Below are 13,621 nucleotides of genomic sequence, written 5' to 3' on the forward strand. Positions count from 1 at the left end.
AATACCTGTATAAGTAGCCAGTATTATTCCACAGGCAGACGCCCGCGCAAACCCCTGTCGTCGATTTACTCGGCACCAAGCTGTAACAAGCCGTCTAACGCGGCGATCACCGTCTGTCGGCGCACCGCCTCGCGGTCACCGTCGAACTGCCGGCGTTCGCTGAACACCCGGCCGCCGTCACCCCAGGCCAGCCACACGGTGCCCACCGGTTTGGCTGGCGAGCCGCCGTCCGGCCCGGCCACACCACTCACCGCCACGGCGAAGCGTGCGCCACTGGCGGCCTGAGCCCCACGGACCATGGCTTCGACCACTTCCTGGCTGACTGCCCCCACCTGCCCGAACAACGCTTCAGGCACCCCCAGCTGGCGGGTTTTCTGGGCATTGGAATAGGTGACGTAACCGGCCTCGAACCAGGCCGAGCTGCCAGGTATGCGGGTGATGGCTTCGGCAATGCCACCACCGGTGCACGATTCGGCGGTAGTCACCTGTGCATTGAAACGGCGCAGGTGCTCACCCAGGCGGGTGGCGAGCGTGGTGATCGGGTCCATGTAGGGTGCTCCTGGTAGGCTGCCCTCTACCCTATCATTCCGGGGAGGGTGGACGGCACCCGATCTCACTGACGATAGACCACTCATGGCATGCATCAGAGCATCAGCGCAATTTTAAAGTACCCGCCGCCGCTCACTGATATTCAGCCAAATCCCGCAGCGGCTGGCCACAGCGCCCACAGACTCTACGTGAGATAACGATTTCTCCGACAAAAATGCGCTCGACCTCTATGGACCGGTGCCGGAACAGCCTACACACGATACGCCTGAACAAAATGACTACCTCAGAAGTTCAGCCGAAGCATGGTGCGCCAGATGTTTTTCAGAGGTGAGCGGCGGTGCTTCGCCCAGTTACGTTCCCACCATTCATCCTCATTGCGCACTACCTGCTCCAGGTCACTGCCTGCAACGGCGGCAGCATGCTGGCGGAACATCATGGGGAACACGCAATGCTGGCGGATCTTGTGTTTGACCAACACATCCACAGGCGTGCCATCATAGGGCGTCTCTGCCAGAATCCTGCAGCCCTCGCGGGACAGCACGTAAGCGTGCAGCGCAACAACCCGGCCCCTGGCGATGAACGGGAACCAAGTCAGCCAGGTTCGCCCCATCGAATAGCCCAGGTGCAGGGCCTCGAATCGCCGGGTCTGCATGAACCGGTTTACCCAGCGCACCTGCCAAGCCTTGAATTCATAGGCCTTGGCATCATCTTCAAAAATCAGAATCCTGTCGTGGCCATTGTCGAGCGCATGGCGGGCCAGTTGTTGATGCGACTCGTAGCACCCTCGCCTGGGGTCGCTGTTTTTTTCAACGACATGAAAGACCACTTGATTGTCGAGTTGCCGGCCGATGGTTTCGCGGAACAGGGCACGCCGGTCACTCCGCGTTTCGAGGGAAATACAAAATACCGCATCGACGTCAAAACGAATTCCGCTCACTGCTCTAATCAACCTTGCAATAGATGTTTACCGGGCCAGGTACCACCGCAGGTGAATGAGGCAGGCCACCCCTGATGATCAAGTTGCGCAATTCTCCACAGGGGGCACATGGTGTCAATAAGCCTTCATCGCGGTTGCCCGGTACTGCCTGCCCGGTACCCGTGGTAACCTATGCGACTTTAAAATCCGGTGGGTCTCGGCGTCGCAAACGCAACACAGAACGCCTCAAATTTGCCCCACAATGTTGAGACCTACTTTCTAAGCCATTGATGAATAAAGCAATCTCAGATCTTTCCGCACACACCCCGATGATGCAGCAGTACTGGAAGCTGAAGAACCAGCACCCGGACCAGCTGATGTTCTACCGCATGGGCGACTTCTACGAAATCTTCTATGAAGATGCGAAAAAGGCCGCGAAACTGCTGGATATCACCCTGACCGCCCGCGGTCAGTCGGCCGGCCAGTCCATCCCCATGTGCGGGATTCCGTTCCATTCGCTGGAGGGCTACCTGGCCAAGCTGGTCAAGCTCGGCGAGTCGGTGGTGATCTGTGAGCAGGTCGGCGACCCAGCCACCAGCAAGGGCCCGGTGGAGCGCCAGGTGGTGCGCATCATCACCCCCGGCACGGTCAGTGACGAGGCACTGCTCGACGAGCGCCGCGACAACCTGATTGCCGCACTGCTCGGTGACGAGCGCCTGTTCGGCCTGGCGGTACTGGACATCACCAGCGGCAATTTCAGCGTGCAGGAGATCAAGGGCTGGGAAAACCTGCTGGCCGAACTCGAGCGCCTGAACCCGGTCGAGCTGTTGATCCCCGATGACTGGCCACGGGACCTGCCTGCGGAGAAACGCCCTGGCGCCCGCCGCCGCGCACCGTGGGACTTCGACCGCGACTCGGCACGCAAGGCACTGTGCCAGCAGTTCGCGACCAAGGACCTCAAGGGCTTCGGCTGCGACAAGCTGACCCTGGCCATCGGTGCCGCCGGCTGCCTGCTGACCTACGCCAAGGAAACCCAGCGCACCGCCCTGCCGCACCTGCGCAGCCTGCGCCACGAGCGCCTGGACGATACGGTCATCCTCGATGGTGCCAGCCGACGAAACCTTGAGCTGGACATCAACCTGGCCGGCGGGCGCGACAACACCCTGCAATCGGTGATCGACCGCTGCCAGACTGCCATGGCCAGCCGCCTGCTGAGCCGCTGGCTGAACCGCCCGCTGCGTGACCTCAAGGTGCTGCAAGCACGCCAGGACTCGATCCGCTGCCTGCTCGACAGCTACCGCTTCGAAAAACTGCAGCCGCAGTTGAAGGAAATTGGCGATATCGAGCGGATCCTCGCCCGTATTGGCCTGCGCAATGCCCGCCCGCGCGACCTGGCACGCCTGCGCGATGCGCTGGGCGCGTTGCCAGAGCTGCAGAACGCCATGACCGAGCTCGAAGCGCCGCACCTGGCGCGTCTGGCGGCCATTACCGGCACCTATCCAGAACTGGCCAGCCTGCTGGAACGGGCGATCATCGATAACCCGCCGGCGGTGATCCGCGATGGCGGCGTACTGAAGGCCGGCTACGACAACGAACTGGACGAGCTGCTGGCAATCAGCGAGAACGCCGGCCAGTTCCTGATCGACCTGGAAGCCCGGGAAAAAGCTCGCACCGGCCTGGCCAACCTCAAGGTCGGCTACAACCGTGTACACGGCTACTTCATCGAACTGCCGACCAAGCAGGCCGAGCAGGCCCCGGGCGACTACATCCGCCGTCAGACACTCAAAGGCGCCGAGCGCTTCATCACCCCAGAGCTGAAGGCGTTCGAGGACAAGGCATTGTCGGCCAAGAGCCGCGCCCTGGCCCGCGAAAAGATGCTCTACGACGCCCTGCTGGAAACCTTGATCAGCCACCTGGCACCGCTGCAGGACAGCGCTGCCGCCCTGGCTGAACTGGATGTGCTCAGCAACCTGGCCGAACGCGCACTGAACCTCGACCTTAACTGCCCGCGCTTCGTCGACGAGCCTTGCCTGCGCATCGAGCAGGGCCGCCATCCGGTGGTGGAGCAGGTACTGACCACGCCGTTCGTGGCCAACGACCTGGGCCTGGACAACAACACGCGCATGCTGATCATCACCGGCCCGAACATGGGCGGTAAGTCCACCTACATGCGCCAGACCGCCCTGATCGTGCTGCTGGCGCACATCGGCAGCTTCGTCCCTGCGGCGAGTTGCGAGCTGTCGCTGGTCGACCGCATCTTCACGCGCATCGGCTCCAGCGATGACCTGGCAGGCGGGCGCTCGACCTTCATGGTCGAGATGAGCGAAACCGCCAACATCCTGCACAATGCCACCGACCGCAGCCTGGTGCTGATGGACGAAGTGGGCCGCGGCACCAGTACCTTCGACGGCCTGTCGCTGGCCTGGGCCGCCGCCGAGCGCCTGGCCCAACTGCGTGCCTACACACTGTTCGCCACGCACTACTTCGAACTGACCGTGCTGCCGGAGAGCGAGCCGCTGGTGGCCAACGTGCACCTGAACGCCACCGAGCACAACGAACGCATCGTGTTCCTGCACCATGTACTGCCCGGCCCTGCCAGCCAGAGCTACGGCCTGGCCGTGGCGCAACTGGCCGGTGTGCCGACGGTGGTCATCCAGCGAGCCCGCGAACACCTGGGGCGCCTGGAAACCACCAGCCTGCCGCACGAGCAGCCTGCGGCCGCAAAAGCCAAGGATGCGCCTCAGGTACCGCACCAGAGCGACCTGTTCGCCAGCCTGCCACACCCAGCCATCGAGAAGCTGGGCAAGCTGCAACTGGACGACATGACCCCGCGTCAAGCTATCGAAATGCTATATCAACTAAAGAACCTGTTATAACGGCGCCCACTACAAGCTGATAGAATCCGCCGCGGTTTGCTGGTGCTGCAGGTTATTAGCCTGGCCTGCAGCCACATCGCCGTAAACCGCGCGGCCCTGAGAGGAAGGGCCGCCGCCGTCGCCTGAGGAGAGAATTAGAAATGACCTTCGTCGTCACCGACAACTGCATCAAATGCAAATACACCGACTGCGTGGAAGTCTGTCCGGTGGACTGCTTCTACGAAGGCCCGAACTTCCTGGTCATCCACCCGGACGAGTGCATCGACTGCGCCCTGTGCGAGCCGGAGTGCCCAGCGCAAGCCATCTTCTCGGAAGACGAAGTGCCTGCTGGCATGGAGAACTTCATCGAGCTGAACGCGGAGCTAGCGGAAATCTGGCCGAACATCACCGAACGTAAGGATGCCCTGCCAGACGCTGAAGAGTGGGACGGCAAGACCGGCAAGATTGCCGACCTGGAGCGCTGATAGCGCCCAGATGCGAAAAAGGCCCCAAGGGGCCTTTTTTGTTTTTCTGCGGGCAAAAAAAGGGGCGGTTTGACCCGCCCACATTTTTTCCGTAGTCCCTGCTTGTCCCAAACATCATCCTGATGAAATCGCTTCTTGCGATGTCCCTGGCCTTCATCCTGAAAGCCTGCGCATGTCCCTGTGCACAGTTCGAATACTAGCGGGTTGAGTCGGGCGGGCAAGCGCCAGACCTCACAGGGTATTTCCGAAGACACATTTGGTCAGCGGCGAATAAATCATGATTTTCAATGACTTGTAAAAAACCAGCGCCAGGAAACGACAATGGTCTACTGAGACGTGCGTAGATAGCTTACAAAACGAGTAAGAAAAGGCTTACAGGCAATGTTACCGGGGTAGCGCAGTACATATTAGATATCTGTTCTGCCCTGAAGTGCCCCCCGACGTTCTCAAACTTTTCGCCCCACACACAAAAACGCCCCGAGGTCATCGGGGCGTTTTGAGTGACAGACCTTCGTTATTGGAACAGCGACTCACTGGACAGGCCATTCTTCTCAAGGATCTCGCGCAAACGCTTGAGCCCCTCTACCTGAATCTGCCGCACCCGCTCCCGGGTCAGGCCAATCTCCAGGCCAACATCTTCAAGGGTACTGCTTTCATGCCCACGCAGGCCAAAGCGACGCACCACCACCTCGCGTTGCTTGTCGGTCAGCTCACCCAGCCACTGATCAATGCTCTGCGACAGGTCGTCATCCTGCAGCAATTCGCACGGATCAGTCGGGCGGTCGTCGGTCAACGTATCAAGCAGGGTCTTGTCCGAGTCCGGGCCAAGCGAAACATCCACAGACGACACCCGCTCATTCAGGCCCAGCATGCGCTTGACCTCGGTAACCGGCTTCTCCAGCAGCGTGGCGATTTCTTCTGGTGAGGGTTCGTGGTCGAGTTTCTGGGTCAGTTCGCGCGCGGCACGCAGATAGACGTTCAGCTCCTTGACGACGTGGATCGGCAGGCGAATGGTGCGAGTCTGGTTCATGATCGCCCGTTCGATGGTCTGGCGAATCCACCAGGTCGCATAGGTCGAAAAACGGAAACCACGCTCCGGGTCGAACTTCTCGACCGCACGGATCAACCCCAGGTTGCCCTCCTCGATCAGGTCGAGCAGCGACAGGCCACGGTTCACGTAACGACGGGCAATTTTGACAACCAGGCGCAGGTTGCTTTCGATCATGCGCTTGCGGCCGGCAGGGTCACCCTTTTGCGACAAGCGCGCAAAATGCACTTCTTCTTCCGGCGAAAGCAGCGGCGAGAAACCAATCTCGTTGAGATACAGCTGGGTGGCATCGAGCGCCCTGCTGTAATCGATGTACTTGTGTTGCTTGAGCGAAGAGCCCGACTTGGCCCTCGTCCGAACCGAAGATACAGCAGGTTCGTCTGACACCACATCCGTTTCCAAAACGATGCCCGTCTCCATCAGGAGGACGTCATCATCGATGTCAAACTCCGGCACTTCTTTACTGAGAGCCATTGTTATAATCCTTTGCTGAGTTCGAACTCAGACTCGAGCGGCACCTTTATCCCTGGCAGCGCTTGAGCCTGTCCCCTCTACATCACAGGAACAGGCTGGGTACAACGATCAACGACGTGGCAGGAACTGGAGCGGATCGACGGGTTTGCCCTGGCGGCGAATCTCGAAATGCAGCTTCACCCGATCTGTGCCCGTAGACCCCATTTCAGCAATCGACTGCCCTGCCTTGACCTGCTGCCCCTCCCGAACCAACAGCCTGCGGTTGTGACCGTAGGCACTGACGTAGGTGTCGCTGTGCTTGATGATGATCAGCTCGCCGTAGCCCCTCAAACCACTCCCGGCGTAGACCACTGCACCATCAGACGCAGCAAAAACAGGCTGTCCCAAATCACCGGCGATATCAATGCCTTTATTCAAACTACCGTTTGAAGCAAATTTTCCAATCAGCACGCCATTGGCAGGCCAGGCCCAGCCACCCACCGCACGCTCCGCAGCCGGCACGCTGGCAACCACGGGCGCGCTGCCCGAAGAGGCCGGCGCGACTGGTTTGCGGGTGCTGGCGGGCGCCGTGGCAGTGCTGCCCACAGGCCGCCGCGTGACCGTGGTGCGGCTTGACGAGGACGGGCTGGATACCACCGTGGTGCGGCTGCTGGAACCGCTGCTGAAACGGATCGCCTGCCCCGGGCGGATGGTATAGGGCGCCAGGATGCCGTTGCGTGCAGCCAGCTCCTTGTAGTCCCAACCATAGCGGAAGGCGATGGAGAACAGGGTGTCGCCTGGCTTGACGATGTATTGCCCGGAAGTCACCGCCGGGCGTTTGGGCACGGTGTTGTTGCGGTCGACCACCCGCGCGTTGTTGCTGCTGGTGCTTGAGCAACCCACCAGAAGCGCGCCCATGGCCAATGCAATCACCAGAAGCTTGAAACCCGACCCGTCCTTGCGCTGCCGAATGACTGTGTGACCCACCCGCGCTCCCCTCATGGTGCCGAAAATCTATATGAAGACAAGAAATGCAATATTGTTGCAATTATAACCAAGCCAGCCGGTATTGGCAGACGGGTACGAAAGACGGGCGAAAACCCCCGGCACACGCTGTGCGTTAGCGCTTCGCACCGCCTGATAGACAGGGCGAAGCGACAAGAATTCGCCGGCGGCACAAAAATACACCGCGCCTCATGCCTGCACAGCTCAGATCAACAGACCTCAGGCCAGGGGACCATTGAGCAGTGGCACGAAACGCACAGCCCCCAGTACGCGACGGGAGAATCCATGCTCCTCACGCACGATCAGCATCAGTTGCTGCACTTCGCCGGCAGGCCCTACCGGGATGACCATGCGCCCACCGGGTGCCAACTGGTCGAGCAGTGCCTGTGGCACTTCCGGCGCCACGGCGGTGACGATGATGCCATTGTAAGGCGCGAGCGCCGGCCACCCCTCACAACCATCACCCCAGCGGAATACCACGTTGCGCAGGTTCAGCTCCACCAGGCGCTCTTTGGCCCGGTCCTGCAGTACCTTGATGCGCTCTACCGAGAACACCCGCTCGACCAGCTGGGCCAGGATCGCCGTCTGGTAGCCCGAGCCGGTGCCAATCTCCAGCACCTTGTCCAGCGGCCCGGCCTCGAGCAACAGCTCGCTCATGTGCGCAACCATGAACGGCTGTGAAATGGTCTGGTTGTGGCCGATCGGCAGCGCTGTGTCTTCGTAAGCCCGATGCGCCAGCGCCTCGTCAACGAACAGGTGGCGCGGCGTACGACGGATTACGTCGAGCACCTGGGTGTTCGAAACACCCTCCTCGCACAAGCGCTGGATCAGCCGCTCCCGGGTACGCTGAGAGGTCATGCCGATGCCACGCCGCAGCATATCGTCCTCACGCATCAGAGCAGGCCCTCCAGCCAACCATCGAGCTGCTCGAAGGCATCATTGAAGGTGCGATCGAGTTGCAGCGGGGTAATTGATACGTAGCCTTGCATCACCGCGTGGAAGTCGGTGCCCGGGCCGCCGTCCTCGGCATCACCGGCCACAGCAATCCAGTAGCCTTCCTTGCCACGCGGGTTGACCACCTTGGTTGGCGCCGCCGCACGTGCCCGGTGACCGAGACGGGTGAGCTGGATGCCACGGATGTGCTCCAGCGGCAAGTTGGGGATGTTGACGTTGAGTACGGTGCGTGGCGGCAACGCCAGGCGCGACTGTGCCTCGACCAGACGGCGGGCGATATAGGCCGCGGTCGGCAGGTTGTCCGGCAGGCGCGACAACAGTGAGAACGCCAGCGAGGTACCGCCGAGGAAGCGGCCTTCCAGCGCCGCAGCGACCGTTCCCGAATACAGCACGTCGTCGCCCAGGTTGGCACCGAGGTTGATCCCCGACACGACCATGTCCGGCGTCTGCGGCAACAGCCCATTGAGCCCCAGGTGCACGCAGTCGGTCGGCGTGCCATTGAGGCTGATGAAGCCATTGGCCAGGGTCTGCGGGTGCAGTGGCCGGTCCAGCGTCAGCGAACTGCCGGCGCCGCTCTTGTCTTGATCCGGGGCGATCACTGCGCACTCGGCATAATCCACCAGCGCAGCGTGCAGCGCGGCGATGCCAGGTGCGGTAACACCGTCGTCATTCGAAATCAGAATACGCATGGGCTGTCCGTCTGCCCTGCCGACACCAGATCCACGACTTCACGCACCACCACGGTGGCGAAGCATCCGGCCGGCAGGACGAATTCCAGTTGCAGGATATCAGGCTCGGGATAATGCCACGTCAGGCCGCCAATAGGGAGCCGCAGAATTCGTCGTTCGTGATCCATGCCCGCCTGGGCCAACCACTGGCAAAGTGCCGGCTGGCGTGCGCCGATAGCGTTTTCCAGCTGGGCAGGCACAGCGCCCGCAGGTGAAGCGCCCTCCCCCCACATCGGCCCGGTCGGGTGCAGGTCGAGAATCGCCAGGCGCGGGTCGGCACATTCCGCCTCACCCGCCGGGAAGAAACTGCGGCTGTCGGTGAACGCCAGCAGGTCCCCGACCTGGGCTCGGGCCCAGCTACCGTCAGCGACACGCGCAGCCAGCAACTGATTGAACAGATAGCTGCGCCCGGCCGAAAGCAGCCGCGAACGCACGTTGCGCTGCTCAGGCAAAGCCTTGCGCGCGGCCCAATCGAGGGCGTCATGAACGTTGCCACCGCCGTGCCCGAAACGCTGGGTGCCGAAATAGTTGGGCACACCGTGCTGTCTGAGCTGTTCCAGGCGCGCATCCACCGCCTGGTGATCGGCAGCCAGGGCCGTCAGGCGCAAGGTGAACCCGTTGGCCGAATGCGCGCCACGCTGCAGTTTGCGCTGATGGCGCACCTGCTTGAGCACACGCAGGCTGGCATCCTCGGCACGCGACAGATCCGGGTCGGCCTTGCCCGGCAGGTGCAGGCTGAACCACTGGCGGGTCAGCGCCTGGCGGTCCTTGAGGCCGGCGTAGCTGATGCTGCGCACCGGTACGCCAGCGGCGCGGGCGAGGCGTCGGGCGGCTTCTTCGGTGTTCAGATCACGCTTTTCGACCCACAGCCACAGGTGCTCGCCTTGGCCCGATAGCGGGATATCCAGGACTTCGTCAACCTGAAAGTCTTCGGCAACCGCTTTGAGGACGGCGGTACCCAGTGCTTCACCCGATGCGCGAGGGCCCAGCAGTTCCAGTTCGGTCATGCTGGCAGCAACAGGGCGACCGAATGCACGGCAATGCCCTCCTCGCGGCCGGTAAAGCCCAGCTTCTCTGTGGTGGTGGCCTTGACATTGACCTGGTCGAGTTCGACCTGCAGGTCTTCGGCGATCAGCTGGCGCATGGTTTCGATGTGTGGGGCCATTTTCGGTGCCTGAGCGACGATGGTGGCGTCAACGTTGCCGACCTTCCAGCCTTTGGCCTTGACGATACCGACCACATGGCGCAGCAGCGCGCGGCTGTCAGCACCCTTGAACTGTGGGTCGGTGTCGGGGAAATGCTTGCCGATGTCGCCCAGCGCCGCAGCGCCAAGCAAGGCATCACTCAGGGCGTGCAGCAGCACGTCACCGTCGGAATGGGCCAGCAGGCCGTATTTGTGGGGGATACGCACCCCGCCCAGGGTAATGAAATCACCGTCGCAGAAACGGTGCACATCGTAGCCGTGGCCAATACGCATAAAAAAACGCCCTGAATGAGTCAGGGCGTGATTCTACCTGCTTTTGAGGCAGTGGGGCGTGAGGTGATTGACGCGGCATTGTCGGCGCCTGGGAGATCGGCGCCGCCCGCGCGGCGCCCGATCTCCCAGGCACCGAAAAAGCTACGCCTTACACCCGCCCCAGTGCCACCGCATGATGACGCAGGTGCTCCTCGATGAAGCTGGCAATGAAGTAATAGCTATGGTCATAGCCCGGCTGCATACGCAGGGTCATTTCATGGCCACCTTTGCGTGCCGCCTGCTCCAACGCTTCAGGCTTGAGCTGCTTCTCGAGGAAATCGTCACGGTCGCCCTGATCCACCAGCAACGGCGGGCATTGGCCAGCAGGGGTTTCGGCCAGCAGCACGCTGGCATCCCACTCACGCCAGCGCCCACGGTCTTCACCCAGGTAGCGGCTGAAGGCCTTCTCGCCCCACGGACAATCCATCGGATTGCTGATCGGCGAGAATGCCGACACCGACCGGTAGCGCCCCGGGTTGCGCAAGGCGCACACCAGCGCGCCGTGCCCACCCATGGAGTGGCCGCTGATGCTACGCTCGCCCGACGCCGGGAAGTGCGCCTCGATCAGGGCTGGCAACTCCTCCACCACATAGTCGTGCATGCGGTAGTGCTGGGCCCAGGGTTGCTGGGTGGCGTTGAGATAGAAGCCAGCGCCCAGGCCGAAGTCCCAGGCGCCGTCCGGGTCGCCCGGCACCTGCTCGCCACGCGGGCTGGTATCGGGGGCAACGATGATCAGCCCCAGCTCGGCGGCCAGACGCTGGGCGCCGGCCTTCTGCATGAAGTTCTCGTCGGTGCAGGTGAGGCCGCTGAGCCAGTACAGCACCGGCAGCTTTTCGCCCTGCTCGGCTTGCGGCGGCAGGTACACAGCAAACACCATGTCGCAACCCAGCACCTTGGAGTGATGCCGGTAACGCTTGTGCCAGCCGCCGAAGCTCTTCTGGCAGGAGATGTTATCCAGGCTCATGGCAGACCTCAGAAGTGGATCACGCTACGGATGCTCTTGCCTTCATGCATCAGGTCGAAGGCCTTGTTGATGTCTTCCAGACCCATCGTGTGGGTGATGAAGGTGTCCAGCGGGATCTCGCCTTTCTCGGACATTTCCACGTAGCTTGGCAGCTCGCTGCGGCCGCGCACGCCACCGAACGCCGAACCACGCCACACGCGACCGGTCACCAGCTGGAACGGACGCGTGGAAATTTCCTGGCCGGCACCGGCCACACCGATGATCACCGACTCACCCCAACCCTTGTGGCAGCATTCCAGAGCGGCGCGCATCAGTTGGACGTTGCCGATGCACTCGAAGGAGAAGTCCACGCCACCATCGGTGAGGTCGACGATCACTTCCTGGATAGGGCGATCGTAGTCTTTCGGGTTGACGCAATCGGTGGCACCCAGTTGGCGGGCGATTTCGAACTTGGCCGGGTTGATGTCGATGGCGATGATGCGTGAGGCCTTGGCCTTGACCGCACCGATCACGGCCGACAGACCGATGCCCCCCAGGCCGAAGATGGCCACGGTATCACCCGGCTTGACCTTGGCAGTGTTGAGTACCGCGCCGATACCGGTGGTGACGCCGCAGCCCAGCAGGCAGACCTTTTCCAGTGGTGCTTCTTTCTGGATCTTGGCCACGGAAATTTCCGGCAGCACGGTGTACTCGGAGAAGGTCGAGGTCCCCATGTAGTGGAACAACTCCTGGCCCTTGTACGAGAAGCGCGTGGTGCCGTCCGGCATCAGGCCCTTGCCCTGGGTGGCGCGGATGGCCTGGCACAGGTTGGTCTTGCCCGAGAGGCAGAACTTGCACTTGCCGCATTCCGGGGTGTACAGCGGGATGACGTGGTCGCCCACGGCGACCGAGGTGACCCCCTCGCCTACCGCTTCGACAATTGCACCACCTTCGTGGCCGAGGATCGATGGGAAGATACCTTCCGGGTCAGCACCGGACAGGGTATAGGCATCGGTGTGGCAGACACCGCTGGCGACCACGCGCAGCAGCACTTCACCGGCCTTTGGCATGGCCACGTCGACTTCGACGATTTCCAGGGGTTTCTTGGCTTCGAAGGCTACGGCAGCACGGGACTTGATCATCAAAGGTCTCCAGACAGTGGGTCGATTCAGTCTCGCAGTGTAATTCAGCGCCTTTTGATGAATAATCAGGCCAAAGACAAAACATTATTGCCATACAGGGATAATCAATGAGCAGCCGATGGGAAGGCATCGACGAATTTGTCGCCGTGGCCGAATCGGGCCAGTTCACTGCCGCCGCCGAACGCCTGGGGGTTTCCTCATCGCACATCAGCCGGCAGATCGCCCGGCTGGAGGAACGCCTGCAAACGCGCTTGCTGTACCGCAGTACCCGCCGGGTAACCCTGAGCGAGGCCGGGCAGACCTTCCTGCAGCATTGCCAGCGCTTGCAGGATGGCCGTGAGGAAGCGTTGCGCGCCATGGGCGACCTGGCCAGCGAACCCAAGGGCTTGCTGCGCATGACCTGCGCTGTGGCCTACGGCGAGCGCTTCATCGTGCCGCTGGTGACACGATTCATGGCGCTGTACCCGCAGCTGCGCGTGGATGTGGAGCTGAGCAACCACACCCTCGACCTGCTGCATGAAGGCATGGACCTGGCCATCCGCCTGGGCCGCCTGGCCGACTCTCGGTTGGTGGCCACCCGTCTGGCGCCGAGGCGCATGTACCTGTGCGCCTCGCCGGCCTATCTTGAGCGCTATGGCCGGCCACACAGCCTGTCCGAGCTGGCGCGGCACAATTGCCTGGTGGGGAGTTCGGACTTGTGGGCACTACAGCAGGATGGCCGTGAGATCAGCCAGCGGGTACAGGGTAACTGGCGCTGCAACAGTGGCCAGGCAGTGCTGGATGCGGCGTTACAAGGGATAGGGTTGTGCCAGTTGCCGGATTACTACGTACTGGAACACCTCAATAGCGGCGCGCTGGTGTCGCTGCTTGAGGCGCACCAGCCGCCGAATACCGCGGTTTGGGCGCTGTATCCGCAGCAGAGGCACCTGTCGCCGAAGGTGCGGCGGCTGGTGGATTACCTGAAGGAGGGGTTGGCAGGGTTGCCGGAATACCGGTTCGGCTGACGGGATGTACTGCATGTACTGGC

13 protein-coding genes are annotated in these 13,621 nt (G+C 62.0%); 3 read left to right on the forward strand and 10 right to left on the reverse strand.

Annotated elements, in window-relative coordinates; genetic code table 11:
* Window positions 1-65 precede the first annotated feature (65 nt).
* Together ACF8EA_RS14525 and ACF8EA_RS14530 are read right to left on the reverse strand one after the other, a co-directional pair.
* The gene (locus tag ACF8EA_RS14525; RefSeq protein ID WP_103469356.1) at window positions 66-548 is read right to left on the reverse strand and encodes a CinA family protein; all 483 of its coding nucleotides are present in this window, start codon (window positions 546-548) and stop codon (window positions 66-68) included.
* A gap of 284 nt (window positions 549-832) precedes the next feature.
* Window positions 833-1,486, reverse strand: a complete 654-nt coding sequence (locus ACF8EA_RS14530; protein WP_021785874.1) for a hypothetical protein — start codon at window positions 1,484-1,486, stop codon at window positions 833-835.
* A gap of 281 nt (window positions 1,487-1,767) precedes the next feature.
* Here ACF8EA_RS14530 and mutS point away from each other — a divergent pair, with 281 nt between their 5' ends.
* Window positions 1,768-4,341: a DNA mismatch repair protein MutS gene (gene mutS / locus ACF8EA_RS14535; RefSeq protein ID WP_028698024.1), complete on the forward strand. Its 2,574-nt coding sequence runs from the start codon at window positions 1,768-1,770 to the stop codon at window positions 4,339-4,341.
* 140 nt (window positions 4,342-4,481) lie between these two features.
* Complete coding sequence (gene fdxA / locus ACF8EA_RS14540; protein ID WP_004375459.1) at window positions 4,482-4,805, forward strand: ferredoxin FdxA; 324 nt, start codon at window positions 4,482-4,484, stop codon at window positions 4,803-4,805.
* A gap of 514 nt (window positions 4,806-5,319) precedes the next feature.
* On the opposite strand, the gene rpoS is transcribed toward fdxA, so the two are convergent.
* The 8 genes from rpoS to ACF8EA_RS14580 all read right to left on the reverse strand — a co-directional run bounded on the left by rpoS (window position 5,320) and on the right by ACF8EA_RS14580 (window position 12,594).
* The gene (gene rpoS / locus ACF8EA_RS14545; RefSeq protein WP_021785876.1) at window positions 5,320-6,327 is read right to left on the reverse strand and encodes an RNA polymerase sigma factor RpoS; all 1,008 of its coding nucleotides are present in this window, start codon (window positions 6,325-6,327) and stop codon (window positions 5,320-5,322) included.
* Window positions 6,328-6,435: 108 nt separating this feature from the next.
* Window positions 6,436-7,293, reverse strand: a complete 858-nt coding sequence (locus tag ACF8EA_RS14550) for a peptidoglycan DD-metalloendopeptidase family protein (RefSeq protein WP_392522411.1) — start codon at window positions 7,291-7,293, stop codon at window positions 6,436-6,438.
* Window positions 7,294-7,530: 237 nt separating this feature from the next.
* The gene (locus tag ACF8EA_RS14555; RefSeq protein WP_162149611.1) at window positions 7,531-8,169 is read right to left on the reverse strand and encodes a protein-L-isoaspartate(D-aspartate) O-methyltransferase; all 639 of its coding nucleotides are present in this window, start codon (window positions 8,167-8,169) and stop codon (window positions 7,531-7,533) included.
* A 35-nt stretch (window positions 8,170-8,204) separates the two neighbouring features.
* Complete coding sequence (surE, locus tag ACF8EA_RS14560; RefSeq protein WP_021785879.1) at window positions 8,205-8,954, reverse strand: 5'/3'-nucleotidase SurE; 750 nt, start codon at window positions 8,952-8,954, stop codon at window positions 8,205-8,207.
* Window positions 8,942-10,000: a tRNA pseudouridine(13) synthase TruD gene (truD, locus tag ACF8EA_RS14565; RefSeq protein ID WP_021785880.1), complete on the reverse strand. Its 1,059-nt coding sequence runs from the start codon at window positions 9,998-10,000 to the stop codon at window positions 8,942-8,944. Before truD ends, surE begins: the two co-directional genes overlap by 13 nt.
* Window positions 9,997-10,470: a 2-C-methyl-D-erythritol 2,4-cyclodiphosphate synthase gene (gene ispF, locus ACF8EA_RS14570; protein ID WP_003252342.1), complete on the reverse strand. Its 474-nt coding sequence runs from the start codon at window positions 10,468-10,470 to the stop codon at window positions 9,997-9,999. Before ispF ends, truD begins: the two co-directional genes overlap by 4 nt.
* 148 nt (window positions 10,471-10,618) lie before the next feature.
* Entirely contained in the window at window positions 10,619-11,473 is an 855-nt protein-coding gene (fghA, locus tag ACF8EA_RS14575) for an S-formylglutathione hydrolase (RefSeq protein WP_014592130.1), read from the reverse strand.
* Window positions 11,474-11,481: 8 nt separating this feature from the next.
* A complete protein-coding gene (locus ACF8EA_RS14580; protein ID WP_021785895.1) occupies window positions 11,482-12,594 on the reverse strand; it encodes an S-(hydroxymethyl)glutathione dehydrogenase/class III alcohol dehydrogenase in 1,113 nt (370 codons plus the stop codon).
* A gap of 107 nt (window positions 12,595-12,701) precedes the next feature.
* Between ACF8EA_RS14580 and ACF8EA_RS14585 the strand changes: the two genes are divergently transcribed.
* Complete coding sequence (locus ACF8EA_RS14585; protein WP_021785896.1) at window positions 12,702-13,598, forward strand: LysR substrate-binding domain-containing protein; 897 nt, start codon at window positions 12,702-12,704, stop codon at window positions 13,596-13,598.
* Window positions 13,599-13,621: the final 23 nt, after the last annotated feature.

Origin of the sequence: Pseudomonas sp. YQ_5 (assembly GCF_043103305.1) — a bacterium.
Taxonomy (GTDB): domain Bacteria; phylum Pseudomonadota; class Gammaproteobacteria; order Pseudomonadales; family Pseudomonadaceae; genus Aquipseudomonas; species Aquipseudomonas putida_Y.

Bases quoted from the DNA above. Each gene is read 5' to 3' on its own strand.
- ACF8EA_RS14525 (WP_103469356.1), bottom strand. From the start codon at position 548: ATGGACCCGATCACCACGCTCGCCACCCGCCTGGGTGAGCACCTGCGC.
- fdxA (WP_004375459.1), top strand. From the start codon at position 4,482: ATGACCTTCGTCGTCACCGACAACTGCATCAAATGCAAATACACCGAC.
- rpoS (WP_021785876.1), bottom strand. From the start codon at position 6,327: ATGGCTCTCAGTAAAGAAGTGCCGGAGTTTGACATCGATGATGACGTC.
- ACF8EA_RS14555 (WP_162149611.1), bottom strand. From the start codon at position 8,169: ATGACCTCTCAGCGTACCCGGGAGCGGCTGATCCAGCGCTTGTGCGAG.
- surE (WP_021785879.1), bottom strand. From the start codon at position 8,954: ATGCGTATTCTGATTTCGAATGACGACGGTGTTACCGCACCTGGCATC.
- truD (WP_021785880.1), bottom strand. From the start codon at position 10,000: ATGACCGAACTGGAACTGCTGGGCCCTCGCGCATCGGGTGAAGCACTG.
- ispF (WP_003252342.1), bottom strand. From the start codon at position 10,470: ATGCGTATTGGCCACGGCTACGATGTGCACCGTTTCTGCGACGGTGAT.
- fghA (WP_014592130.1), bottom strand. From the start codon at position 11,473: ATGAGCCTGGATAACATCTCCTGCCAGAAGAGCTTCGGCGGCTGGCAC.
- ACF8EA_RS14580 (WP_021785895.1), bottom strand. From the start codon at position 12,594: ATGATCAAGTCCCGTGCTGCCGTAGCCTTCGAAGCCAAGAAACCCCTG.
- ACF8EA_RS14585 (WP_021785896.1), top strand. From the start codon at position 12,702: ATGAGCAGCCGATGGGAAGGCATCGACGAATTTGTCGCCGTGGCCGAA.